At 42.5% G+C, this 22,532-nt stretch carries 25 protein-coding genes and 2 pseudogenes; 22 read left to right on the top strand and 5 right to left on the bottom strand.

Going from position 1 to position 22,532, the window contains the following annotated elements; all coding sequences use genetic code 11:
- Window positions 1-89: 89 nt before the first annotated feature.
- Genes SB775_RS17375 through SB775_RS17365 form a run of 3 tightly spaced genes read right to left on the bottom strand, consistent with a single transcriptional unit; the run spans window position 90 to window position 2,453 of the window.
- On the bottom strand, window positions 90-536 hold the full coding sequence (locus SB775_RS17375; RefSeq protein WP_410862443.1) for a PaaI family thioesterase: 447 nt from the start codon (window positions 534-536) through the stop codon (window positions 90-92).
- A gap of 16 nt (window positions 537-552) precedes the next feature.
- Entirely contained in the window at window positions 553-2,103 is a 1,551-nt protein-coding gene (locus SB775_RS17370; protein WP_410862442.1) for a solute symporter family protein, read from the bottom strand.
- Entirely contained in the window at window positions 2,100-2,453 is a 354-nt protein-coding gene (locus SB775_RS17365) for a DUF485 domain-containing protein (protein WP_410862441.1), read from the bottom strand. Before SB775_RS17365 ends, SB775_RS17370 begins: the two co-directional genes overlap by 4 nt.
- 278 nt (window positions 2,454-2,731) lie before the next feature.
- Here SB775_RS17365 and SB775_RS17360 point away from each other — a divergent pair, with 278 nt between their 5' ends.
- The 15 genes and pseudogenes from SB775_RS17360 (at window position 2,732) to paaX (ending at window position 15,031) form a co-directional block, all read left to right on the top strand.
- A complete protein-coding gene (locus SB775_RS17360) occupies window positions 2,732-4,060 on the top strand; it encodes a phenylacetate--CoA ligase family protein (RefSeq protein WP_410862439.1) in 1,329 nt (442 codons plus the stop codon).
- 6 nt (window positions 4,061-4,066) lie between these two features.
- Window positions 4,067-4,579 (top strand): annotated as a pseudogene (locus tag SB775_RS17355) (NAD(P)/FAD-dependent oxidoreductase); the annotation flags it as partial.
- Between the two features lie 17 nt (window positions 4,580-4,596).
- Window positions 4,597-4,827 carry a ferredoxin gene (locus SB775_RS17350; protein ID WP_318686418.1) on the top strand — a complete coding sequence of 77 codons (231 nt, stop codon included), beginning with the start codon at window positions 4,597-4,599 and terminating at the stop codon, window positions 4,825-4,827.
- 131 nt (window positions 4,828-4,958) lie between these two features.
- The gene (gene paaA, locus SB775_RS17345; protein WP_410862438.1) at window positions 4,959-5,915 is read left to right on the top strand and encodes a 1,2-phenylacetyl-CoA epoxidase subunit PaaA; all 957 of its coding nucleotides are present in this window, start codon (window positions 4,959-4,961) and stop codon (window positions 5,913-5,915) included.
- 18 nt (window positions 5,916-5,933) lie between these two features.
- Window positions 5,934-6,293 carry a 1,2-phenylacetyl-CoA epoxidase subunit PaaB gene (gene paaB / locus SB775_RS17340; RefSeq protein ID WP_061461908.1) on the top strand — a complete coding sequence of 120 codons (360 nt, stop codon included), beginning with the start codon at window positions 5,934-5,936 and terminating at the stop codon, window positions 6,291-6,293.
- Window positions 6,283-7,083, top strand: a complete 801-nt coding sequence (gene paaC / locus SB775_RS17335; protein WP_284471596.1) for a 1,2-phenylacetyl-CoA epoxidase subunit PaaC — start codon at window positions 6,283-6,285, stop codon at window positions 7,081-7,083. Before paaB ends, paaC begins: the two co-directional genes overlap by 11 nt.
- Window positions 7,084-7,108: 25 nt before the next feature.
- The gene (gene paaD / locus SB775_RS17330; protein ID WP_176432024.1) at window positions 7,109-7,606 is read left to right on the top strand and encodes a 1,2-phenylacetyl-CoA epoxidase subunit PaaD; all 498 of its coding nucleotides are present in this window, start codon (window positions 7,109-7,111) and stop codon (window positions 7,604-7,606) included.
- 20 nt (window positions 7,607-7,626) lie between these two features.
- Window positions 7,627-7,932, top strand: a complete 306-nt coding sequence (locus tag SB775_RS17325; RefSeq protein ID WP_098372584.1) for an EthD family reductase — start codon at window positions 7,627-7,629, stop codon at window positions 7,930-7,932.
- Window positions 7,929-8,705 carry an enoyl-CoA hydratase/isomerase family protein gene (locus SB775_RS17320; RefSeq protein WP_410862436.1) on the top strand — a complete coding sequence of 259 codons (777 nt, stop codon included), beginning with the start codon at window positions 7,929-7,931 and terminating at the stop codon, window positions 8,703-8,705. The genes SB775_RS17325 and SB775_RS17320 overlap by 4 nt, the downstream gene beginning before the upstream one ends.
- A 10-nt stretch (window positions 8,706-8,715) precedes the next feature.
- Complete coding sequence (locus tag SB775_RS17315; protein ID WP_284471593.1) at window positions 8,716-9,489, top strand: enoyl-CoA hydratase-related protein; 774 nt, start codon at window positions 8,716-8,718, stop codon at window positions 9,487-9,489.
- A 23-nt stretch (window positions 9,490-9,512) separates the two neighbouring features.
- Entirely contained in the window at window positions 9,513-11,030 is a 1,518-nt protein-coding gene (locus tag SB775_RS17310) for an aldehyde dehydrogenase family protein (protein ID WP_410862434.1), read from the top strand.
- Window positions 11,031-11,150: 120 nt separating this feature from the next.
- Window positions 11,151-12,023, top strand: coding sequence for a 3-hydroxyacyl-CoA dehydrogenase (locus SB775_RS17305; protein ID WP_061461914.1), 873 nt, complete (start codon window positions 11,151-11,153; stop codon window positions 12,021-12,023).
- Window positions 12,020-13,231, top strand: a complete 1,212-nt coding sequence (locus tag SB775_RS17300) for an acetyl-CoA C-acyltransferase (RefSeq protein WP_410862433.1) — start codon at window positions 12,020-12,022, stop codon at window positions 13,229-13,231. The genes SB775_RS17305 and SB775_RS17300 overlap by 4 nt, the downstream gene beginning before the upstream one ends.
- Window positions 13,232-13,287: 56 nt before the next feature.
- The gene (locus SB775_RS17295) at window positions 13,288-14,064 is read left to right on the top strand and encodes an enoyl-CoA hydratase-related protein (protein ID WP_410862431.1); all 777 of its coding nucleotides are present in this window, start codon (window positions 13,288-13,290) and stop codon (window positions 14,062-14,064) included.
- 85 nt (window positions 14,065-14,149) lie between these two features.
- Complete coding sequence (gene paaX, locus SB775_RS17290; protein ID WP_410862489.1) at window positions 14,150-15,031, top strand: phenylacetic acid degradation operon negative regulatory protein PaaX; 882 nt, start codon at window positions 14,150-14,152, stop codon at window positions 15,029-15,031.
- Between the two features lie 98 nt (window positions 15,032-15,129).
- Here paaX and SB775_RS17285 read toward each other — a convergent pair whose 3' ends face one another.
- Window positions 15,130-15,642 carry a gamma carbonic anhydrase family protein gene (locus SB775_RS17285; RefSeq protein ID WP_410862430.1) on the bottom strand — a complete coding sequence of 171 codons (513 nt, stop codon included), beginning with the start codon at window positions 15,640-15,642 and terminating at the stop codon, window positions 15,130-15,132.
- Window positions 15,643-15,722: 80 nt separating this feature from the next.
- Between SB775_RS17285 and SB775_RS17280 the strand changes: the two genes are divergently transcribed.
- Together SB775_RS17280 and SB775_RS17275 are read left to right on the top strand one after the other, a co-directional pair.
- Window positions 15,723-16,688 (top strand): NAD(P)H-dependent flavin oxidoreductase, encoded by a 966-nt coding sequence (locus tag SB775_RS17280; protein ID WP_289320893.1) that lies wholly within the window; start codon window positions 15,723-15,725, stop codon window positions 16,686-16,688.
- A gap of 189 nt (window positions 16,689-16,877) precedes the next feature.
- A pseudogene (locus tag SB775_RS17275) lies at window positions 16,878-17,505 on the top strand (DedA family protein).
- Window positions 17,506-17,532: 27 nt separating this feature from the next.
- Here SB775_RS17275 and SB775_RS17270 read toward each other — a convergent pair.
- Window positions 17,533-17,721: a YjcZ family sporulation protein gene (locus SB775_RS17270; RefSeq protein ID WP_284471588.1), complete on the bottom strand. Its 189-nt coding sequence runs from the start codon at window positions 17,719-17,721 to the stop codon at window positions 17,533-17,535.
- A 215-nt stretch (window positions 17,722-17,936) separates the two neighbouring features.
- Between SB775_RS17270 and SB775_RS17265 the strand changes: the two genes are divergently transcribed.
- The 5 genes from SB775_RS17265 (at window position 17,937) to SB775_RS17245 (ending at window position 22,440) form a co-directional block, all read left to right on the top strand.
- Window positions 17,937-18,680: a metallophosphoesterase family protein gene (locus tag SB775_RS17265; protein ID WP_318686409.1), complete on the top strand. Its 744-nt coding sequence runs from the start codon at window positions 17,937-17,939 to the stop codon at window positions 18,678-18,680.
- A gap of 97 nt (window positions 18,681-18,777) precedes the next feature.
- Complete coding sequence (locus SB775_RS17260) at window positions 18,778-18,906, top strand: hypothetical protein (protein ID WP_317777201.1); 129 nt, start codon at window positions 18,778-18,780, stop codon at window positions 18,904-18,906.
- 206 nt (window positions 18,907-19,112) lie between these two features.
- Complete coding sequence (locus tag SB775_RS17255; protein WP_284471585.1) at window positions 19,113-20,039, top strand: cation diffusion facilitator family transporter; 927 nt, start codon at window positions 19,113-19,115, stop codon at window positions 20,037-20,039.
- Between the two features lie 294 nt (window positions 20,040-20,333).
- The gene (locus SB775_RS17250; RefSeq protein ID WP_410862428.1) at window positions 20,334-21,023 is read left to right on the top strand and encodes a response regulator transcription factor; all 690 of its coding nucleotides are present in this window, start codon (window positions 20,334-20,336) and stop codon (window positions 21,021-21,023) included.
- 94 nt (window positions 21,024-21,117) lie between these two features.
- Window positions 21,118-22,440 (top strand): sensor histidine kinase, encoded by a 1,323-nt coding sequence (locus SB775_RS17245; RefSeq protein WP_410862427.1) that lies wholly within the window; start codon window positions 21,118-21,120, stop codon window positions 22,438-22,440.
- Window positions 22,441-22,532: the final 92 nt, after the last annotated feature.

Genomic DNA, 22,532 nt, shown 5'->3' with positions numbered 1-22,532 from the left:
CCCCCTTTTTTTCTATGCTTACGTATCCTTGGAAAATCAAGGGAAAGGAAACCGGACAAATGGATTGCTTGTCCGGTTTCAAACGTTACTTATTCAACTTGGTCGACGAAATATTTATTTTTCCTGAATACCATCGCTTCCATGGTTGCAATCAATTCCCTTTCATTTGACACGTCTATTTTATACCATGCCAGTTTATGGTTTTTCTTGATCTCTTCCGCTCTGGCAGTTAAAGTCTCACCCCGTTTGCCAGCTGATAAGAAATTGATGTTGTTTGAAACGCCAACTGCTATTTTTCCATATGAATTGCTGGCTGCTGCGAACACGTAATCAGCGAGTGAAAAGATAATCGCCCCGTGAACCGTTCCGTGTGAATTGAGCATATGGTCACTTGGAATCAATTCTGCTTCAGCTGTGCCGGGACCGAGTTTCGTCAACTTCATCCCGAGAAAAGAAGCATATGGTTCGTCGACAAGTACCTGTTTGATTTGGTCGTAATGCAATTCGTGAATATCCTTATCTAAATGAGTGGTCATGGAAATCTCCCTTCCTTTAATGGTCTTTTGCTGAACTTATTCCATACCCGGTGTTGGATTTGAACAGTACTTCAGGAAAATTGTTTTCCTCACCTTTTGCCGTTGACAGGATTGTACCTAAATAGGCTCCAATAAAGCCAAGCGGCACGGTGAAAATGGTAGGGTTGCTCATTGTGAAGAGGGGATTGCCTGTGAAAATACCCATCCCAGGTTCCGGATTCCATACATTGGGACTGAGCATGACCAGTATGATGGAACTGAGTAACCCGAATAACATTCCTGTGATCGCTCCGGTTGCGTTGAAGCGTTTCCAATATATTGTGCAAAGGATGATCGGTAAATTGGCACTTGCAGCAATTCCAAGCGCAAGGACTGAAAGAAAAGCGACATTCATTGATTGTGCAAATAAAGCAAGTAAAATCGAAATGACCGCTACGCCGACCGAAGCCATTCGGGCAACGAGTATTTGCTGTTTTTCCGTAATATTTCCTTCCTTGATGATTTCACCGAATATGTCATGTGCAAAAGCGGATGCCGAAGTTAAAACAAGACCGGATACAACCGCTAAAATCGTGGCAAATGCCACAGCAGAAACGAAAGCGAATAAAAATTCACCGCCCATTGTTAGTGCAAGAAGGGGCGCGGCCATGTTTCCTGCCGAGTTCGCTTCGACGATCCGGTCAAAACCGACGAAAGATGCAGCACCGAAACCAAGGAAAATCGTCATGATGAAAAATATCCCTATAAACCATGTTGAATATACGACGGATTTCCTTGCAGTAGCTGCGTCTTTAACTGTAAAGAAGCGGACGAGCAAATGCGGAAGGCCTGCTGCTCCAAGGACAAGCGACATATTAAAGGAAATCATGTCAAGCCCATCGGTGTATTTATTCCCAGGATTCAAAAAATCCTTTCCGAGCGGTGTTGCAGTTTGAACATGATGGAACATCTCTGAAATGTTGAAATTAAAACGGGAAAATACGATGAACGTCAGCACAGCGGAACCGCCTAGTAAGAGAACAGCTTTGGTGATCTGCACCCAGCTTGTAGCCCTCATCCCGCCGAAAATTACATAAATCGTCATCAATATACCGACAAGAAGGACGGAAAGCCAATAATCGATGCCGAGCAATAGTTTAATTAATCCCCCTGCACCAACAAGTTGTGCAATCATGTAAAAGATTGAAATGACAAGTGTGTTAGCCGCAGCTATCCCACGTACTTTTTTTGATTTAAAGCGTGCTGAAATCATGTCTGCCAGCGTAAACTTACCTAGATTGCGAAGTGGTTCCGAGACAAGATAAAGTAAGACAAGAAAGGCAACAAGGTTCCCGATGCTCATATAAAAGCCATCAAAACCAATCAGTGCGATGGCACCTGTAATTCCCAGGAAAGAAGCGGCTGACATAAAGTCACCTGCGACGGCCAAACCATTTTGCCATGCTGTCAATCCGCCGCCGGCAGTATAAAAATCACTGGCATTTTTCGTTTTCTTAGAAGAGTAATAGGTTATTGTGAGCGTTAACAAAATGATGCCTAAAAAAAGTGTTAGGGATAAAATGCTCATTCGCTAAGCTCCTTTTCATATTTATTTAAGATGTTTTTAGCCATCTTGTCGTACTTCGCTGACTTTTTAATATAGACGAATCCTCCTATCCATACTACGGCAAATTGGAGAAGTGCATATACCCAAGCCCAAGTAATATGGAAGAAGGCTTCGCCTTTCAGTACGTCACTATAAGCAGCTAAAATTGGCAGAACAAAATAAAAGGCAAGAAAGAAGAGAGTGACAGGTACGATGAAAGCATTTTTCTTTTGAATCAGTTCCTTGAATTCTTCCGTTTCAATTAATTGACGATACTTGTTTCCACTGTCATGACCTGCGGGTGAATGCCTCGTTTTAACCGGCGATTCCATAATAATCCCCCTTTTTGTTATAGTACAAATTTAAAACGTCCGTAGGTAAAGTGATACATCACTGTTAAAGTTAACATAGTCAGAAAATTTAGTAAATTAGAAAATGTTTTTTTTTTATTCTGTCATTTTTAGCAGAATTGAAAAAAACATTATTGACAACGTAGAAACGACGTATTAATCTTGAAAATGAATCATAACGATAATTTGATACCCGTTTTATAAACGTTATGAAAGAGGGGTCGGATGGGACACGAGCAAAATTAAGGGGGACTGAAACAATGTACAATCCGGAAGTTGAAACGGCAACGCGTGCTGAAATGGAAAGTTTACAATTGGCACGTCTTAAGAAAACGTTAAGCCATGTATATGAAAATGTTTCTTATTACAGAGAAAAATTTGAAGAGCTGGGCCTTGATCCAGAAGATATTCAAACTCTAAACGATGTGACAAAGCTTCCATTTACAAAAAAACAGACTCTTCGTGATCATTATCCATTCGGTTTATTCGCAGTTCCAATGGAGGAAGTAACGCGTATTCATGGTTCATCAGGAACAAGCGGAAAGCCTACAATTGTCGGGTATACAAAAAACGATTTGGAAAACTGGGCAACGATCGTCGCACGTGGAATTGTAGCCGCTGGAGGTCAAAAATCAGATATTTTCCATAACGCATATGGATATGGTCTGTTTACGGGCGGACTTGGCCTCCATTGCGGTGCGGAAAAGCTGGGGGTGGCCACCGTACCAATTTCAGGGGGGAATACCGATCGCCAGATTACGATCATCAATGATTTTAAACCGCGCGGCATTTGTGGAACCCCTACTTATATTTTGAATCTCGCTGAAAAGATGGAGGAGATGGGGATTGACCCTGCTGATAATGGGCTTGAGTATGGTATTTTCGGAGCTGAGCCGTGGTCAGAGGCAATGAGGGCAACACTTGAAAGGAAACTGAATTTGAAGGCGATCGATATTTACGGACTAAGTGAAATCATGGGGCCAGGAGTTGCGATTGAATGCCATGAAGCACAGGATGGACTGCATATCGCAGAAGACCATTTTCTTGTCGAGGTCATTAACCCGGACACGCTTGAACTAGTTGAGGACGGCGAAGATGGGGAACTTGTCTTTACCAGCCTTACAAAGGAAGCGTTGCCAATCATTCGTTATCGGACGGGTGATATCGCCTCCATTACCCATGAACCTTGTAAATGCGGGCGTACCACAACAAGAATGTCCCGTGTGAAAGGCAGAACGGATGATATGATCATAGTCAGGGGAGTGAATGTATTCCCTTCTGAAATAGAGCGTGTGTTATTCCAAATGGAGGGAATTGTGCCTCATTATCAGATTCATCTCGTTAAGAAGGGGAAGATGGATGGTGTTGAACTGCACATTGAAATTGAAAGCGGTTTCTACAAGAAGATTGAAGAAGACTTAACGCATGGAGATGTAGAGATATTAAGGAAAATGATTCAGCATCATATGAAATCTGCATGTCTTGTAACGATGGATATTGTTGTCAACATTCCAAAAAGCATTCCGCGCTCAGAAGGAAAAGCCATTCGGGTCGTTGATAAGCGGAAAGATGAAGTGATTAGTTTATAACTGGCTGGAAAGGAGGGTGCCATTAGTTGGGTTTTAATGCTCGAGCCTTTCGCAAATCTTGTAAAGATTGCACACCGGAGGGGGAAATTCCGTGCCCATGAACATAGCGTTGAAAACCATGCGAATTCTGACGTTCAGTTTATGACTCCATCTGTCCCGATTGAATTACGTGGAGCAGAAGAAATCGATATGGTGCTCGAAAACGTGATTGAAGGGGAAGAAGAGATACATAAAGCGGATGCCGCTGACTACGGGCTTTGAGTCCGATTAAAGTCTGAAATCTTGATATTGAAAAAAATGCGATTGTCGTTAATTCTAGAATGGAAATGAACATTCCGGGGATTTATGCCGCTGGGGATATCTGCATTTATGAAGGGAAAGTAAAGTTGAGCCAGTGGGTTTGGAGAAGCATCTACTGTAATCGGCAATGCAAAGGAACTTATCGATCCATTTTCAAAGGTTCAGCCCCTTCATGGCACAAGCTTAATGGAAAAGAAGAAGGATCTAATCATGAAATAGAGAATGAGGAAGGCATCTTGGCTAAATATACAGTTGTGGATCAAGAAACTTGCATTGCTTGCGGTGCCGCTGCACCGGAAATCTTTGATTACAATGATGATGGAGTGGCATTTGTCATCTTGGATGAACATGAAGGAACTGCAGTGGTCGCAGAAGATTTATTTGATGATCTGGATGATGCACTGGAAGGCTGCCCAACAGAGTCAATTAAAGTGGAATCTTCACCGTTTAAAGTTTTAGTTGATTAAAAGAATCGTAAAATCCCCTTATAATTTCCTTTTATTTTGAAAAAAGAGACGGAATAGTCTTGCATTAAATATAACAGTAAAATATAATAACGTTATATAAACGTTACATTGAAATATGAGAGGTGAATTGGATGAACGTTCTTTTAAATGATATGGCAGAACAAGAAAAACTAAACCAATTTATTGCCAGAATCGAAGCAGGAGAAAAGATAGAAGCGGATGATTGGATGCCGGAAGATTACCGGGGCACACTCATCAAGTTAATATCGATGCATGGCATCAGTGAAATCATGGGAGCGCTTCCGGAAAAGGAATGGGTACCTAAAGCCCCGACTTTAAATAGGAAACTTGGAATCATGGCAAAGGTGCAAGATGAAATGGGGCATGGACAATTATTGCTTCGAGTCGCCGAGGATTTGCTAAAGCCTTACAGTAAAAAACGGGATGACCTTATGCAAGATTTGTTTAAAGGAGATTTAAAGTTTCATAATGTTTTCCATATGGAAGCCAAATCCTGGGGCGATGCGGGATTGATTGGCTGGCTGGTTGATGGGGCAGCCATCATTTCCCAGACGAACATGCTTGGCGCTTCATACGGACCTTATGCCCGAGCATTACAGCGAATTTGCGCGGAAGAAGTTTTTCACGCTCAGCATGGTGAAGCGATAATCATGGCTTTGGCTGAAGGAACGGAAGAACAAAGGGAATTGGTCCAAGACTCCATCAATTATTGGTGGGAATCTTTATTACTCTTCTTTGGACCTCCCAGTAAGAAAGAAGTGGGCACATCCAAACAGGATATTACGATCAAGTACAAAATCAGAACCAGTACGAATGAAGAGCTTCGCCAAGCCTTTTTTTCTAAATATGTGAAGCGGATCCTTTCACTTGGCTTTACCATTCCCGATGAAACACTAAGGTTTGATAAAGAATCGAAAACCTGGATTTACCAACAACCGGATTGGGGGAAATTGAAGGTGTTCGCAAGGAATGAAGGTCCCCGTTCGCAGGATCGCTTAAGTCTTCGAAGAAATTCTTATGAAAAAAATAAATGGGTACGCGAGGCGTTAGCGCCAAAGATCATCTAAGGGAGGGGGAAGGACGAAATGGAAACTAGACAAGAAAATTACTTTGAAGAATTTGAAGTATTTAGCCGTAAAACGCAAACTTCACCCGTTCAATACCACTTCAGCCTGCTGGCCCCTAATGAGGATATCGCCATCATGATGGCACAAGAAAATTTCATGAGACGTGAAGCAGTTGATGATATCTGGGTCGTGAAAAGACAGAATATACGGAAAATGACGATTGAGGAAAAGAAAACGCTTCAACGTATTGATAATAAAGATTACAGGACCACAAAAGGGTATGGATATTTAAAGAAAAAATGGCGGAAGTATGAGCAGGGAATGCTCGATGAAAAAGAGATAATGTCTTGGGCTGGAGGCGTGAAAAATGAAGAATGAATCATTGAAGAACATCGCAATCAAGGAATTGCTACTTCAACTGGCGGACGATGACTTCATCCATTCATACAGAGGTGCAGAATGGCTTGGGCTCGCACCGCATATCGAAGAAGATGTTGCATCCGCCTCGATATCCCAAGACACGATGGGGCATGCAGCCATATATTATAAGTTACTTGATGAACTCGGTGAAGGGGATGCGGATAAGCTGGCTCATGACCGTCCTGCCAAGGAACGGCGCAATGCGATCATTCTCGAATTGGTCAATGGTCCTGGTTACTATATGAAAGACCCGGATTATGATTGGGCGTTTGCGGTAGTGCGGAATTATTTTTATACCCAAGCCAAAGCAATTAAGGTTCAGTCCCTTCATTCATGTTCATATGAACCGCTTGCTGAAGTGGCACAAAAGGTACAGATGGAACTTTACTATCATTTGATGCACTGGAAAACCTGGTTCGTCCAATTGCTGGGATCTGGTCACGAAGAAGCGGTTTTGAGAATGAAGGCTGCGATCGGGAAAACGATGCCGGATTTCGCTGGCGTATTTTCACTTGGACAATATGGTGAGGAAATGGTGGAGCTTGGCTTGATAGAAGGCGAAGCTGACTTACAGAAGAAGTGGATCGAGGCTATCACCCCAATTTTTGAAAGTGTTGGCTTGGCAGCAACCATTGAAATAGGCATGGCAAGAGGTGATGGTCGTAATGGCCAGCATACGGAGGATTTGGAAAAGGCGTTAGAAACGTTAAGCGAAGTGTACGCTACAGATAGAGCAGCTTCATGGTGAATCAATAGAAAAGGGGAGGGGTATCATGTCGACCGTACAGTTAAACACAGAAGAAATATATAAACTCCTGGAAGACGTTAAAGATCCCGAAATCGATACAGTAAGTATTCTGGATTTAGGGATGGTTGAAGACGTGACGGTTTCAGGCCAGGACGTTTCGGTAAAAATGCTGCCAACCTTTCTTGGGTGCCCGGCATTGTCAATCATTCAAAAAAATGTGGAAACAGCCCTTCGACAGCTGCCTGCCGTAAAAAATGTAAGTGTGGAATTTTTACGTTCCCCTTCCTGGACATCCGATCGAATTACGGAAAAGGGGAAAGCTGGATTGAAGGTTTTCGGAATATCCCCTCCTCCTCGACAAATGAAAAGTGATGGATCATGGCATGTGGATTGCCCATATTGTGAATCGACATATGTCACGATGGAAAATATCTTCGGTCCAACGGCCTGCCGCAGCATTTTATATTGTAAGGCATGCAAAAATCCGTTCGAAGCGATGAAACCGATGATAAAAATAATCTAATAAAATGGAGGTTTTCTAAAATGGTAAAACTAATCGCCCTTTATAAACAACCTGAAAACAAGGAAGAATTCGATGAGCACTACTTCAATGTACATGGTCCGATAACGGAAAAAATTCCTGGTCTTCAAAAAATGGAGGTCACTAAAATAGTCGGGACACCGATGGGCAAAGACTCTGAGTATCACATTCTATGTGAAATGTATTATGAAGACCATGATGCACTGCAAAAAGGAATGCGTTCTCCTGAAGGCAAAGCATCAGGGAAAGACTTAATGGGCTTTGCCGGGAAACTTGTAACGATGATGATCGGCGAAGAAATAAAATGAATGCGCTTCAATTCATTGAAACGTCAATCGCGGATGGCATTGGTTATATCTCTTTAAATCGGCCGCAGCAACTGAATGCCCTTAACAGGAAAATGGTGAGGGAAATAGTTTTAACCATGGAAGAATTCGACCGGGACCCGCAAGTGAAGGTGATCTTGCTATCGGGAAATGGAAAAGCATTTTCCGCTGGAGCTGATATTGACGAGATGGTGAACGACAATCCAATCAGTATGGAGTTAACGAACCAATTTGCCGATTGGGATCGAATAAGCCTAGTCAAGAAGCCTGTGATTGGTGCGGTGAAAAGTTTTGTATTCGGTGGTGGTTTTGAACTTGCTTTATCCTGCGATTTCTTGATTGCCGCCAGCGATACCCAGTTTTCCTTTCCGGAAGTGACACTAGGGGTCATGCCTGGTGCAGGGGGGACCCAAAGGTTGACGAAATTGGTAGGGAAGACGAAGGCACTTGAATGGATATTGACGGCTGAAAGGATAAAGGCAAAGACAGCCCTGCAATATGGTTTCATTAATAAGATCGTTGCTCCTGAATTGTTAATGGAACAAGCGGTTGATTTTGCCAGGAAGATAGCGAAGCAACCCCCGTTAGCTGTAAGGCTGATTAAAGAATCCGTCAATAAAGCCGTTGATTACCCCTTATATGAGGGCATGCAATTTGAACGGAAGAACTTCTATATTCTTTTTGCATCAGAGGACCAAAAAGAAGGAATGAAAGCATTTGTAGAAAAAAGAGAGCCGGATTTTACAGGCGGATAAGGGGTGCTCTATGTACGAAACCATTAAATATAGGGTTGAAAATGGAGTGGCTTGGCTTACTTTGAACCGTCCTGATAAACTAAATGCCTTTACGTCCCAAATGAATAAGGAAATACAGAAAGCGATCAAAATATCTGCGGGGTCAGATGAAGTGCGGGCCATTATCATTACAGGAGAGGGCAGGGCCTTTTGTTCGGGGCAAGATTTATCGGATGTTGATGAGGGCATGAATTTAGGCCAGATGCTGCGCGAAAACTACGGTCCGATGATGCAGCAAATAGCAAACTGTGAAAAACCGATCATTGCAGCAGTCAATGGAGTGGCTGCAGGGGCTGGCTTCAGCCTGGCACTGGCATGCGATTTCCGGCTTGTTTCCGAAAAAGCCAGTTTTTTAAATGCTTTTGTCAATATCGGATTGATACCTGATTCGGGGAATCTGTATTACCTTTCGCGGATCGTTGGTCATGCGAAAGCCTTGGAATTATCTTTATTGGGGGAAAAGGTCACGTCTAGCGAGGCGAAAAATATCGGGCTCGCTACAAAAGTGATCGGTGTGGAAGAATGGAATGAGCAATTGAAAGCCTTTGCTGAGAATATCGCAAACAAACCAACGAAAGCAATCGGTTTAATAAAAAGATACTTAGAGGCGTCCTATCACCTTTCATTGGACGAATACTTAAAAGAAGAAGCGGAGGGTCAGCGAATTGCTGGCTTAACGAAGGACTATGCAGAAGGTGTGGCAGCATTCACTGAAAAAAGGAAAGCTCAATTCATAGGCAAGTAATATAGAAAAGGGAGTGGGATTACATGGTTAGAGTTCAAGAGGCGGCATTTGAAAAAGCGGAAATGAAGCGTGATTATTATCATCTGATCATTAATGGAGAAAGAGTGGAAAGCTCTGATGGTAGCACGATTGATGCGTACAATCCTGCAACTGGTGAAATCATTGCCAAGGTTGCCAAGGCTACAAAGGAAGATGCAGAAAAAGCTGTTCAAGCTGCACGTGAAGCATTTGATAACGGGAAATGGAAGAAAACTCCGATTAATAAACGGTCTCGTGTTTTGAACAAAATTGCAGCAATCATGCGTTCACGCTTTAATGAATTGGTAGAATTGGAGGTTCTGAACAGCGGCAAATCCATTTCTGCAGCACAAGGCCAAGTTATGCAGGCAATTGAAGATTTCGAGTTTTATGCAGGCGCTTTAGTTGCACACCGCGGATCTGTCAATAATGTACCTGGTCAATTCCATAACTATACGGAAAAAGAGCCAGTAGGTGTTTGTGCTCAAATCATTCCTTGGAATTACCCTATGATGATGGCAGCTTGGAAAATTGCACCTGCAATTGCAGTTGGCTGTTCAGTCATTGTCAAGCCAGCTTCGTTAACGCCGCTGACTGCCATTGTATTAGGGGAAATCTGTTTAGAAGCTGGTGTTCCTTCCGGTGTGGTCAATGTCATTCCAGGTCCTGGATCGGATGTAGGGAATTACCTTGTCGAGCATCCGAAAGTGAATAAGGTGGCCTTTACAGGTTCTACGCCAATCGGCAGGGATCTTATGGGCAAAGCTTCACAAACATTAAAGAGGGTGACATTGGAGCTTGGCGGAAAGTCCCCTAATATTGTCTTTGAAGACGCGGACCTTGAAGCAGCTATCGATGGATCACTATATGGAATTTTCTACAATACTGGGCAATCTTGCGAAGCTAGATCCCGTTTATATGTACACGAAGAGATATACGATGAGTTCGTTGCCAGATTCGTAGAAAAAACAAAGAAATTGAAATTGGGCAATCCACTCGACAAAGAAACACATGTTGGTGCAGTCATAGATCAAGGGCAATTGGATGTCATCGACAATTATGTACAATCTGCCATTGCTGATGGAGCGGAAATCCTGACAGGAGGAAAACCAGCGGTTATTGAAGGCTTCGAAAGCGGTTATTGGTATGAGCCGACGGTCATAGCGAATGTCAATCATGAAATGAATGTAGTGAAAGAGGAAATATTCGGACCGGTCGTTGTCATTATGAAATTCAAAGATGAAAAAGAGGCCGTAAGACTCGCGAATGATACCGAATTCGGTTTGGGGTCAGCGCTTTGGACAAAGGATGGCGGACGTGCGACTCGAGTGGCAAATCAAATCGAAGCGGGAATCGTCATGGTGAATTGCCCATTCTCCGCATTTCCTGGAACACCATTCGGAGGCTATAAACAGTCAGGATTCGGCCGGGAACTTTGTATTGAAACACTTGATCTTTATACAGAAACGAAAAGCATCATTTCCTATCATGGTAGCCGTCCCTTAAATCCCTTTGGAATTTAATAAAACATAAAATAGGCGGCTGGCTGAACGGTATGTCGGAGAAGTAATTCAGAAATGGATGAATGCTGATCTGATTCACGGTAGCCAGCCCCTATTTATTTTTGAAGGAGGAATGAACGAATGATTAGAAATCTAGTGATTGTCGGATCTGGTGTCATGGGCAGGGGAATAGCCTATGTAGGAGCAACAGGAGGCTTCAATGTAGTGTTGGTGGATGTGAATCAAGATGCACTGGAAAGTGCAAGAATAGAGATCGATACCATTTTTGAGAAGGGTGTGCGCTACCAAAAGATCACCCAGGAAGAGGCGGCAGCAGCAAAAAGCAGATTTTCGTATTCTTCCAATTTGAAAGAATCAGCAGCATATGCCGACTTAATCATAGAAGCAGTTCCGGAAAAGGCAGAAATTAAGAGGGCCGTCTTCGAAACGATTGAAGAGCACGCAAAAGAGGACTGCTACTTTGCAACCAACACTTCGACGATGAGCCCTACGGAAATTGGTTCTTATGGAAAGCGTCCCGAAAAAACGATTGCCATGCATTTTTTCAATCCTGTACAAAAGATGCCACTCGTTGAAATTGTACGTGGTCTTGAAACCAGCGATGAAACGGCAGCCATAATAAAAGAGGTTGCCGGGAAAATGGGAAAAGAAACCGTGGTCATTAATGAATTCCCTGGGTTTGTAACCAGCAGGATCAGCTGTTTGGTAGGTAATGAAGCGTTCTTTATGCTTCAAGAAGGTTTAGGTACACCAGAAGAAATCGATAAGGCAATAAAGTTAGGGCTGAATTACCCAATGGGACCATTTGAGCTAGGTGATTTGGTGGGATTGGATGCCCGTTTGAATAATTTAAAATATTTACATAGTAAACTTGGTGAAAAATACCGCCCGGCCCCCCTTCTTGAACAGTATGTTAAAGCTGGCAGGCTCGGCCGTAAGACAGGTAAAGGTGTGTACGATTATACAAAAGATGGCGAGCTGGTGAAAAAATGAAGGATGTTGTGATTATTGATGCTGTGAGAACACCAATCGGAAGATATAAAGGAGCTTTGAAAAGCGTTCGCCCGGATGACCTCGGTGCAATTGTAATCAAGGCGCTGACCGATCGCAATCCAGAGCTGCCGCCAGATCAAATTGAAGATGTCATCTTCGGGAATGCAAATCAAGCAGGAGAGGATAATCGCGATGTGGCCCGGATGTCCGCCCTTTTAGCTGGTCTTCCGGTGAATGTGGCTGGAACGACAATAAATCGTTTGTGTGGATCAGGACTGGATGCCGTCATGTATGCTGCACGCTCCATTGCTGTAGGTGAAGGCGATATTTATATCGCAGGCGGTACCGAAAGCATGACAAGGGCGCCGTACGTCATGGCCAAACCTGAGAGTGAATTTCCGCGGGGGTCAATGGAGCTTCAGGATACAACGATCGGATGGCGCTTCACGAATGAGAAACTTAAAGAAATGTATGGCACGGATTCGATGCCTCAAACGGCTGAAAATGTCGCCCGGCGTTTTTCGGTTTCAAGGGAGGACCAAGATCAATTCGCGTATCAAAGCCAGCAAAAAGCGAAAAAAGCAGTGGAAAATGAGCGTTTCATTAATGAAATCGTACCTGTTCGATATACGGATCGTAAAGGGAATGAAGTCATTGTCGAGAAGGATGAACACCCTCGTCCTGACACGACCATCGAAAAGTTGGAAAAACTCAAACCGATCTTTAAAGACGGCACTATAACGGCCGGTAATGCTTCAGGCTTAAATGATGGAGCCTCGGCATTACTTTTGATGAGTGCAGAAAAAGCACGGGAGCTTGGATTGAAACCTCTGGCCAAATATGTTGTAGGGGCGGTAGCAGGATTAGAACCGTCCATTATGGGCCTTGGCCCGATTCATGCCACTAAAAAAGCATTGGGCAGGGCAAGCTTGACGATTGAAGACATCGGGCTAGTGGAATTGAATGAAGCATTCGCTTCCCAATCCTTGGAGTGCATCCGCCAATTGAAATTGGATCAGGAGAAAGTGAATGTCAACGGCGGGGCAATAGCGTTTGGCCATCCGCTCGGTGCAAGCGGGGCGCGTATTTTAACAACACTTGTTCATGAAATGAAAAAGCGGAATGTACGATATGGTCTTGCAACGATGTGTGTCGGTGTCGGCCAGGGGATATCCGCCATTATAGAAAATATTGAAAATGATGGATGATGGCCCTTAATAGTTGTGCTTGCATAAGGGGCATATTTAAAAAAGGGGGAAGACACATGGCAAATGTCATTTATAAAGTGGAAAATCAAATCGGCTATATAACAGTGAATCGACCCGACGTATTGAATTGCTTCGACTATGGGACACTTTCTGAACTGCAGGAAGTCATCGATGCAGTTTATGCCGACGACGATATCCGTGTCGTCATTTTCACGGGTGCAGGGGAAAAAGCATTTAGCGCAGGAGCGGATTTGAAGGAAAGGAAGACTTTGACTGATGCGGAGGTAAGAAGGAACGTTAAATCGATTCGGGATGTTTTTAATAGTATTGCAGGGCTACCGCAGCCAACGATAGCTGCCGTCAATGGATATGCATTGGGGGGAGGATTTGAATGGCTGCTTTCATGTGACTTTGCAATTGCTGCAGAAGGTGTTTCTTTGGGGCTCACTGAAACTAGCTGGGCCATTATTCCTGGAGCAGGCGGTACACAGCGGCTGCCGAGGTTGATTGGGGAAATGAAAGCGAAGGAATTAATATTCACTGCTAAAAAATTGACTGCGGAAGAGGCATGTCGATTAGGGATCCTTTTGAAGGTCGTGCCAAGGAATCAACTTATGTCAGTCTGTGAGGAATTGGCAGCCGATATCATGAAAAATGGGCCGATTGCAGTCAAACAAGCCAAATATGCGATTACCCAAGGAATGAATACAGACTTGCAAACTGGAATGGCCATAGAAGGAAAAGCCTATGAATTGACCATCCCGACTCAAGACAGATTTGAAGCACTCCAAGCATTTAGTGAACGAAGGAAAACGCATTTTACGGGTAAATAATATTGCGGTTTCATTTTAAAAAGATATAATAATAATTATGTCTTCCGTGTGAAATGAGTAACAATGTGAGAATGAGGTGAGAAAAATAGGAACTAATACGCAATCCATGATTTTTACGATTTACGGCGATTATATCCGTAACTATGGAAGTAAAATCTGGATAGGCAGTTTAATTCGGTTATTAAAGGAATTCGGTCATAATGAGCAGGGCGTACGTGTAGCCGTTTCACGAATGGTCAAGCAAGGGTGGATTCAGTCTGAGAAGCAGGGAAATAAAAGCTATTACTTTTTGACCGATCGCGGTGTACAGCGAATGGATGAAGCAGCCAATCGCATATATAAGATGAAACCAAATGATTGGGACGGAAAATGGCGTGTCTTAATGTACACGATTCCTGAAGATAAGCGGCAATTACGGGATGATTTCCGTAAAGAGTTAATATGGAGCGGGTTTGGCAGTTTTTCCAGTGGTTGTTGGATTTCCCCTAATGATTTGGAGAAACAAACCCATCGTTTGATCGAGAAATATGACATTATTGAGTATGTAGACTTTTTCATTTCGGAGTACAAGGGCCCAAAAGAAAACCAATCGCTTGTCGAGAAAAGCTGGCATTTAGAAGAGATTGAAAATAAATATGAAGAATTCATCGAGAAATACAGCAAACAATTCATCGTACATCAAAGCATCATTAGCAGGGGGGAAATGTCCGATGCTGATTGCTTTGTGGAACGAACGAACTTGGTGCATGAATACCGTAAGTTTTTATTTATCGATCCGGGCCTGCCAAAGGAACTGTTGCCTTCAAAGTGGAACGGGAATCATGCTGCTCTTTTATTTAGCCAGTATTATCAAGTCTTGGCTGAACCAGCTAGCCGTTTCTTTGAAAGCGTATTTCAGGAAAACAATGATATATGCCGGAAAGATGAAACCTATGATGCTAAAGATCATCCTCTTATCATCAAGTGAAAAAGAGCTTCAGCCAGTTGCTAATGACGACTTGCCGAAGCTCTTTTCTACATTATTATAGTCAACTAAAGACAACGGGGAAATTCCCTTTGTGATAATTATTCAAGTATCCCTTTGAAGTCCTTTCCTTTTTGAACATATGTATCACTCGAAAGTTGGATCAATTCAAGATCTTTATCATTCAATCTGCGAACCACTTTCCCTGGCGAGCCAACAACCAGCGAACGTGGAGGTATGCTTTTCCCGGAGGAAATCAATGTATTCGCCCCGACAATGCATTCCTCGCCGATTTCTACATTATCCAATATCGTTGAACCCATACCGATAATGGATCGTTTGCCAATTTTACAACCATGTAGGATAACGTTATGACCGACAGTCACTTCGTCTTCAATGACAACTGGGCATCCTTGAAATAAATGAATGGTGGAATTATCTTGAATACTGCATTTTTCTCCTATTGTGATTGAATCTTCATCACCGCGCAGAACGGAGTTAAACCAAATGGTTGATTCTTTCCCAATCGAAATATCACCGATTAAATGAGCGCCGGGTGCAATGAAAACGGTTTCGTGAATAGAGGGTTTCTTATTATTGTACGGAATAATCATAGTCTCGCTCCTTTTGGAAAAGTCAGAATTGTTTTTCTAATGAATATAGTATAACATTAATTGGACAGGGAGGGATTAAAGTGAAATATATTTGTGGACTTTTTTCAATAAAATACCCAATTATTCAAGGCGGCATGGGGAATATAAGCAATGCAAGCCTTGCGGCAGCAGTATCCAATGCAGGGGGCCTAGGGACAATAGGGTGCGGTACCATGAATCCCGAACAGGTAGAAGCCATCATTCTCGAAACCAAAGGTAAAACCAATAACAATTTCTCATTGAACATTCCAATCAATGTTAGTCCATATACAGATGAGTTAATCAATCTTGTCTTTAAGCATGATATACCTGTAGTATCCTTATCTGCAGGAAATCCTGCCCCTTTCATTCCATTATTGCAAAAAAAGAATATAAAAGTGATAGCCATAGTTGCATCGGTCAAGCACGCGCAAAAAGCGCAAGCTGCAGGGGCCGATGTGTTGGTTGCAGAAGGGTTTGAAGCTGCCGGCATCAATTCGAACCTGGAATTGACGACCTTTACACTCATTCCGCAAATTAGCAAGCATGTGACGCTGCCAGTTTTGGCAGCTGGCGGAATCGGCAATGGACAGGGGGTGGCAGCTGCATTGATGCTTGGAGCTTCAGGGGTCCAGTTGGGAACCAGGCTGATCGCTACACAAGAGGCACCGTTCCATCCATCATATAAACAGAAATTAATCGATGCGATGGGGGATGATACGTTTATATTGGGCAGATCCGTTGGACAGGTCAGAAGAGTATTGAAGGACCCATACACGGAAAAAGTTCTGGATTTGGAAAAACAAGGACTATCCCCTATGAATTATCGTGAAATGACCTCAGAAGTCCATCATATTAATGGTGCAATGAACGGGGATGTTAACAATGGTTTTATGAACAGCGGCCAGGTTGCCGGATTGATTGACAATATACCCACGGTTAAGGAATTACTTGATGGTATGATGAAAGATGCAAAAAAACAAATGGAGGATGGATTGAGCAGCCTTTCCACCCCCTTTATGATTTGAGAACTAGCGGAAGGAACCAATCTGATCATTATTGATTCCCATGGTAAACTACCGAAAACTTACATTATGGAAGATTGTGAGTGAATTTGTGATACAATGGAAAATGAACTTTTTGAAATCATGGGGTGCCCTTCAATTTGGGAGTACCCCTTTTCATATGTAATAAAAGGTAGAAAAGGGGAAACCTCCATGGAAACTTTAATAATGGATATGATTGAAGCGTTTAAATCTTTATCCTATTTCGGTGTGCTGCTAGCTTTGACTTTTGAATTCATTCCTGCTGAAATAGTCTTGCCACTGGCCGGATACTGGGTTTATCAAGGTGATATGAATCTATATTTGACTATACTTGCCGGTTCGCTTGGCGGGGTAACGGGCCCTTTGACGCTTTATGCTTTAGGTAAGTATGGCGGGAGACCGCTTGTTTTAAAGTTTGGGAAATACTTTCTGGTCAAGGATGAGCAGTTGAACAAGGCTGACCGCTTCTTTAAAAAGGTATGGTGGGGGAATTGCCTTCTTTGGACGGTTTGTACCAGGAATTCGTACCGCTGTCTCGCTGCCATGCGGAATATTGAAAATGAGTATTTGGAAATTCATTTTATATACCTATATGGCGATGCTTCCTGTAACAAGCATTTATGTTTATCTAGGGTATAAGTTAGGGCCGAAATGGGAGCAGGCAGGAGCCATCTTTTCACAATATGCTAATTTCTTGCTTATCCCCATCGCAGTTATAGTCATTTGGTTCATTATGAAGACCCAAAATCAAAAGCAAAGACAAAAACTAAGTCAATCAATAACAAAGAAGGCGCCATGATCAGGCGCCTTTTTCATTATGTTATTATTAGCAGAATCCACCGTAGCCGCCACCGTAGCCGCCACCATATCCGCCACCGTAGCCGCCGCCGAATCCACAGCTGCATCCAATGATAATCAACAAGATAAATAATACGATCAGCAGTGCAAACCCGTTATCGAAACCGCCGCAACCGCCGCAACCGTCGTCACAACATTCATTTCTATGTCCACCCATTCAATTTCCTCCTCATACATATTATGGAATTGCATACCTAGCAAAACATCTTACCGGGAATACTTCATACTATGTATTATAGGCCGAAGTGTTTGCTTATTCATAAAAAATGGGCGTTAGCAAATCAGGGGAATAAGCCCGAATATTTTTTTGATTTCGTTTAAAATGTTATAATATACCATACAGATTATGGGGGAAGGGAGCTGAACTTAGTCATGAAAGTGGCCATTATAACGGATGTGCATGGTAATGCTTCAGCGTTAAAAGCCGTTTTAAGAGTTATTGATCAAAGGGACGATATAGATCATATCTATTGTTTAGGAGATATGGTTGGGATTGGCCCGGATACAAATGAAGTCCTTGAACTATTATTTGCACGAAATGATTTGTCGATGATAACTGGAAATCATGATGAAGCGGTCCTGGCCATCATTAACGGGGAGCCGCATCCGGACGGTCATATTCATGTAAAGGAGCATCATGAATGGATAGCTGAAAGAATGCATCGGAATTTCATAACCAAACTGGAGAAATTGCCTCGTACCATACAGCATATCATTAATGATCACTCCGTTTACTTCACACATTATCACATGGAATCGAAGAAATTGGATGAGCACATAAGCCATAATCCTTTTAGTAAAATCGTTGAACCGAATTTAAATAACTTAGAAATGCTATTTAAAGATCATCATCACGATTTAATTGGATTTGGACATCATCACCCTACCCACCTTTTTAGAAATGACCGAACGATATTCCTTAACCCAGGGTCTCTTGGCTGTAATGGTGAACCAGTTGCTCCTTATGCCATTGTTACGATTGAAAGTAAAGGTATACAGGTTAAGCTTGAAAAAGTAAACTATGATAATTCATCGTTCCTGTTATCGTATAAAAGCTTACAAGTTCCCGAGCATGAATTCATTATCCGGGCCTTCCATGGCGGACAACAGGCCTAATACGTTAATAATTGATGAAATATGGGGAAGAGTCGAGCATAAAGGTACATGCCTGGGGATACGATAATAGCAAAACATATGAAGCTGGAGGTAGGGTATGAAGGAAAAAGAACAGGTAAGTCAAGAGCAAGAAGTTAGGGAACGGCACAATCTTGTCTGTAATAATGAATTGTTTAATAAAGATTTATACGCCATTGTCGATGATACGATGCAAGAGGAAGGATAAACTGGAAAAACGCTGCAGAATTCTCTGTAGCGTTTATTTTTACTTTAAAATGGTTAAAGGCAGATTCTTGATTTACACAAAACGGTCACGGCCAACCTATTTTCAGCACTCTTATCACAGCAGTGAACCGCGAACTGAATCATTTGAAACCATTCTGGATTTATCCCATACTATATATGAGTTTCAAATCCGAGAGGAGGAATGGCATGGGACATCATCATGGTCACTCCGATGAACATGGGCACGGGCACCACCATCATTCTAATAATAAAAAAGCATTGTTGGCATCCTTCTTATTAATCTCCACATTTATGGTAGTCGAGGTTATTGGGGGATTCATGACAAATAGTCTGGCTTTACTGTCGGATGCAGGTCACATGCTTAGCGATGCGGCAGCTTTAGGACTTAGTTATACAGCGATAAGGTTGGGGGAAAGGAAAGCGACATCGTCGAAATCGTATGGATATAAACGTTTTGAAATAATTGCTGCTTGTTTGAATGGATTGACCTTGATTGTCATATCCGTATTCATTTTCATAGAGGCAATTAAGAGGTTCGTGGATCCCCCTGAGGTGCAAAGCTTGGGAATGCTAATGATTTCAATCATCGGCTTACTGGTCAATATCATTGCGGCTTGGATTTTAATGAGCGGAGATAAGGAAGACAATTTGAATGTACGAAGTGCTTTTTTACATGTAATTGGTGATATGCTTGGATCGGTGGGTGCAATTGCTGCCGCGCTCTTGATTTATTTTTTCGATTGGGGAATAGCAGATCCGATTGCGAGCGTCATAGTTGCGGTTTTAATTATTATCAGTGGTATTAGGGTAGTGAGGGATTCTTTCCATATTTTAATGGAGGGCACACCCGACCAAGTCGATATGGATGAAGTTAAAGCATCCTTGCTGGAATTGGCCAGTGTTTCCGAAGTCCATGACCTCCATATCTGGACGATCACCTCTGGTTTTTTGACAATGAGCTGCCATGTTGTCATAGATGCCAGCGGTAATCACGATGCAGTTTTAGCAGAAGCGCAAAAACTTCTTCACGATCAGTTTGGCATTGAACATAGCACGATTCAAGTGGAAAGACAGGAAGTAGGCTGTCCGAATCCACATGAGACATGTAATTGAAAAGGGCTGGCTCATGTTTGAGCCAGCCTCTTAAGAGTGGTTTGTACAAGCAACTTTATATCCCTTTCCATAAGACTTTTACAGAACATTTAGAAGCCAATCCTGTTAAAATGAATCGAGATGATTGTATATAATAAGTTATGGAAAATACTAAATAAAAACATTGGTGAATTGTACTGCGAACATAATCCTGACACATTAAAAGGGTAAGATTGAGGGAAAAAGCTCTGATGATTTTAATAATTAGCATATACAAAATTGTTCAACTATAATTCAGGAAGGAGGAATCCTTATATGAAGAAAATTCTTGTAGTAGAAGATGAAATTGCCATATCCATGGTATTGAAAGCATATTTGGAGCGTGAAGGTTTTAATGTAGTCCAAGTATACGATGGACTAAAGGCCATTCCGGTTTTTGAAGAAACAGAGCCAGACCTTATCCTGCTTGATGTCATGCTGCCTGGTAAGGAAGGCTGGGATATATTGAAGGAAATACGGGAGGAAGATGCATGTCCGGTTATCATGTTGACTGCACTTACCGATGTCGATTACAGATTATCGGGATTTAGGTCAGGTGCGGATGATTACATCTCCAAACCATTTGTTGCCGAAGAAGTCGTGGCCCGGGTGCATGCCGTTTTAAGAAGATCCTCATCGGTTGTTGCAGAAGGTGATCATGTACATGAGTTTGGGAGTTTAACCATCGATGATCAGTCTTATATGGTGCATTTGGATGGGGAAGAAATTAACTTGACGCCGCGTGATTTGTCGCTGCTCATTTTTTTCGCAAAGCACCCTAATCAAATTTTCACGAGAGAACAGCTGCTCGATCAAGTGTGGGGCATGGATTATGATGGCAGTGACCGTGCGGTGGACCTGGCTATCAAACGAATCAGGAAGGCGATAGATGCATGGCCTGTAACTGAGGGGGAAATAAAAACATTGCGTGGATTGGGGTATCAATTGAGTGTCTATGAAAACTAAAAAAAGAACCACTTTACAACGCTATTGGACTAAGAGATACGTATTGACCTTGATTTCAGGTTTGATATTATTGTCTGTTTTTTCCTTGTGGTGGATGGAAAAAACAGCTTTGGAATATAGGCTTAGCCTGCTTAAGTACTTAGCTGATGAAACATCCGATCGGGCGATAAAGGAAAATGGTCAGATTGTCGTTGGTCCGGTCCTTTCGGAGATTGTTGAGGAAAGGGAGAAAATCCTTCATCTGAACCAACAGCCAATCATCTATATTGTCGACCCTGAAGCCAGAATCATTTATACGATGCCTCAATTGTATATCGATCCGGATGATAATAAACTCCCAGACGTCATTATGAAAAATAGGGAGTTAGTCCAGAAGGTCAAGATTTCCGACAACAAAGTATATGTCGTCAAATCCCCCATTACGTTTAACGATGAGACGAGAGGTTGGGTCGTCATTGCACAGGAAGAAGGGGCATTGAAGGAAATCAACCAAGATCATGGCTTGTTGGCGATCATGATTGGAGGCCTTCTAATTCTGGGGACGGGGGTCATTTATTTTCTTTCCAGGCAGATTTCGCGGCCAATCCAAGATGTAGCTAACGCCGCTGTCCAGGTTCGAGAAGGCAACTATGATATCCATTTCAAAGAGGAAGAGGAAATCAAGGAAGAAGAAATTTATGAACTGATAGAATCGTTTAAGGAAATGACCAATCGATTGAAGGTCATGGAGAAGTTGCGGGCGGAATTGCTTGCAGGTGTAACCCATGATTTGAAAACGCCAGTCACTTCCATTAGCGGGCTTATACAAGCGGTTAAGGATGATGTCGTTACGGGAGAGCAAAGTAAGGAATTCCTCGATATTTCTTTAAAGGAAACTCAACGTCTACAAGGTATGATAGAGGATTTACTTAATTATAATGCCATATCGGCAGGTGCTTTTAAAATTCGGGTGCAGAAAGAGAATATCAATATATTCATCAAGGAAATTGCCTATCGCTGGCAAGTGACCCAGGATGATCAAGCGTTCGCTTTTGATATAAAAGTTCCTGATGAACCGGTCTTTGGTCAAATTGACTCATTGCGGATGCAGCAAATCGTCATTAACCTTTTGAATAATGCCAGGCATGCACTTGATGGCAACGGGGAAATAGTGATTCACCTTTATGAAACGGGTGAAGAACGAATCTGCATTGATGTACAGGACAGTGGCCGGGGAATCCCAAAACATGAACAACAATATGTGTTCGAACCATTCTATCGAGGTGAGAACAAAAAGTTGAAGGTACGCGGTTTAGGTCTGGGACTGCCATTCAGTAAGATGCTAGCAAAAGCGCAAAAGGGAGATCTTGTGCTGAAAGAAAGTAATGAACAAGGGACGACGTTTACTATTAGTTTAGAGAAAGCAGATCAGATATAGAAAAAAGGGTTGTCCTGCACATAACCCTGTCAAGTAGACAATAAAAAAAGAGTATTTCAAGCTGCGGCCTTTTCTCGATATTCAATCGGGGA

The organism is Peribacillus sp. SIMBA_075 (assembly GCF_046534585.1).
This window is presented reverse-complemented; position numbering and strand designations above follow the sequence as displayed.

What these genes read in the sequence shown, in the direction of transcription:
- SB775_RS17375 (WP_410862443.1), bottom strand. Translation starts at nt 536, where the DNA reads ATGACCACTCATTTAGATAAGGATATTCACGAATTGCATTACGACCAA.
- SB775_RS17370 (WP_410862442.1), bottom strand. Translation starts at nt 2,103, where the DNA reads ATGAGCATTTTATCCCTAACACTTTTTTTAGGCATCATTTTGTTAACG.
- SB775_RS17365 (WP_410862441.1), bottom strand. Translation starts at nt 2,453, where the DNA reads ATGGAATCGCCGGTTAAAACGAGGCATTCACCCGCAGGTCATGACAGT.
- SB775_RS17360 (WP_410862439.1), top strand. Translation starts at nt 2,732, where the DNA reads ATGTACAATCCGGAAGTTGAAACGGCAACGCGTGCTGAAATGGAAAGT.
- paaA (WP_410862438.1), top strand. Translation starts at nt 4,959, where the DNA reads ATGAACGTTCTTTTAAATGATATGGCAGAACAAGAAAAACTAAACCAA.
- paaB (WP_061461908.1), top strand. Translation starts at nt 5,934, where the DNA reads ATGGAAACTAGACAAGAAAATTACTTTGAAGAATTTGAAGTATTTAGC.
- paaC (WP_284471596.1), top strand. Translation starts at nt 6,283, where the DNA reads ATGAAGAATGAATCATTGAAGAACATCGCAATCAAGGAATTGCTACTT.
- paaD (WP_176432024.1), top strand. Translation starts at nt 7,109, where the DNA reads ATGTCGACCGTACAGTTAAACACAGAAGAAATATATAAACTCCTGGAA.
- SB775_RS17325 (WP_098372584.1), top strand. Translation starts at nt 7,627, where the DNA reads ATGGTAAAACTAATCGCCCTTTATAAACAACCTGAAAACAAGGAAGAA.
- SB775_RS17320 (WP_410862436.1), top strand. Translation starts at nt 7,929, where the DNA reads ATGAATGCGCTTCAATTCATTGAAACGTCAATCGCGGATGGCATTGGT.
- SB775_RS17315 (WP_284471593.1), top strand. Translation starts at nt 8,716, where the DNA reads ATGTACGAAACCATTAAATATAGGGTTGAAAATGGAGTGGCTTGGCTT.
- SB775_RS17310 (WP_410862434.1), top strand. Translation starts at nt 9,513, where the DNA reads ATGGTTAGAGTTCAAGAGGCGGCATTTGAAAAAGCGGAAATGAAGCGT.
- SB775_RS17305 (WP_061461914.1), top strand. Translation starts at nt 11,151, where the DNA reads ATGATTAGAAATCTAGTGATTGTCGGATCTGGTGTCATGGGCAGGGGA.
- SB775_RS17300 (WP_410862433.1), top strand. Translation starts at nt 12,020, where the DNA reads ATGAAGGATGTTGTGATTATTGATGCTGTGAGAACACCAATCGGAAGA.
- SB775_RS17295 (WP_410862431.1), top strand. Translation starts at nt 13,288, where the DNA reads ATGGCAAATGTCATTTATAAAGTGGAAAATCAAATCGGCTATATAACA.
- SB775_RS17285 (WP_410862430.1), bottom strand. Translation starts at nt 15,642, where the DNA reads ATGATTATTCCGTACAATAATAAGAAACCCTCTATTCACGAAACCGTT.
- SB775_RS17270 (WP_284471588.1), bottom strand. Translation starts at nt 17,721, where the DNA reads ATGGGTGGACATAGAAATGAATGTTGTGACGACGGTTGCGGCGGTTGC.
- SB775_RS17265 (WP_318686409.1), top strand. Translation starts at nt 17,937, where the DNA reads ATGAAAGTGGCCATTATAACGGATGTGCATGGTAATGCTTCAGCGTTA.
- SB775_RS17260 (WP_317777201.1), top strand. Translation starts at nt 18,778, where the DNA reads ATGAAGGAAAAAGAACAGGTAAGTCAAGAGCAAGAAGTTAGGGAACGG.
- SB775_RS17255 (WP_284471585.1), top strand. Translation starts at nt 19,113, where the DNA reads ATGGGACATCATCATGGTCACTCCGATGAACATGGGCACGGGCACCAC.
- SB775_RS17250 (WP_410862428.1), top strand. Translation starts at nt 20,334, where the DNA reads ATGAAGAAAATTCTTGTAGTAGAAGATGAAATTGCCATATCCATGGTA.
- SB775_RS17245 (WP_410862427.1), top strand. Translation starts at nt 21,118, where the DNA reads ATGGAAAAAACAGCTTTGGAATATAGGCTTAGCCTGCTTAAGTACTTA.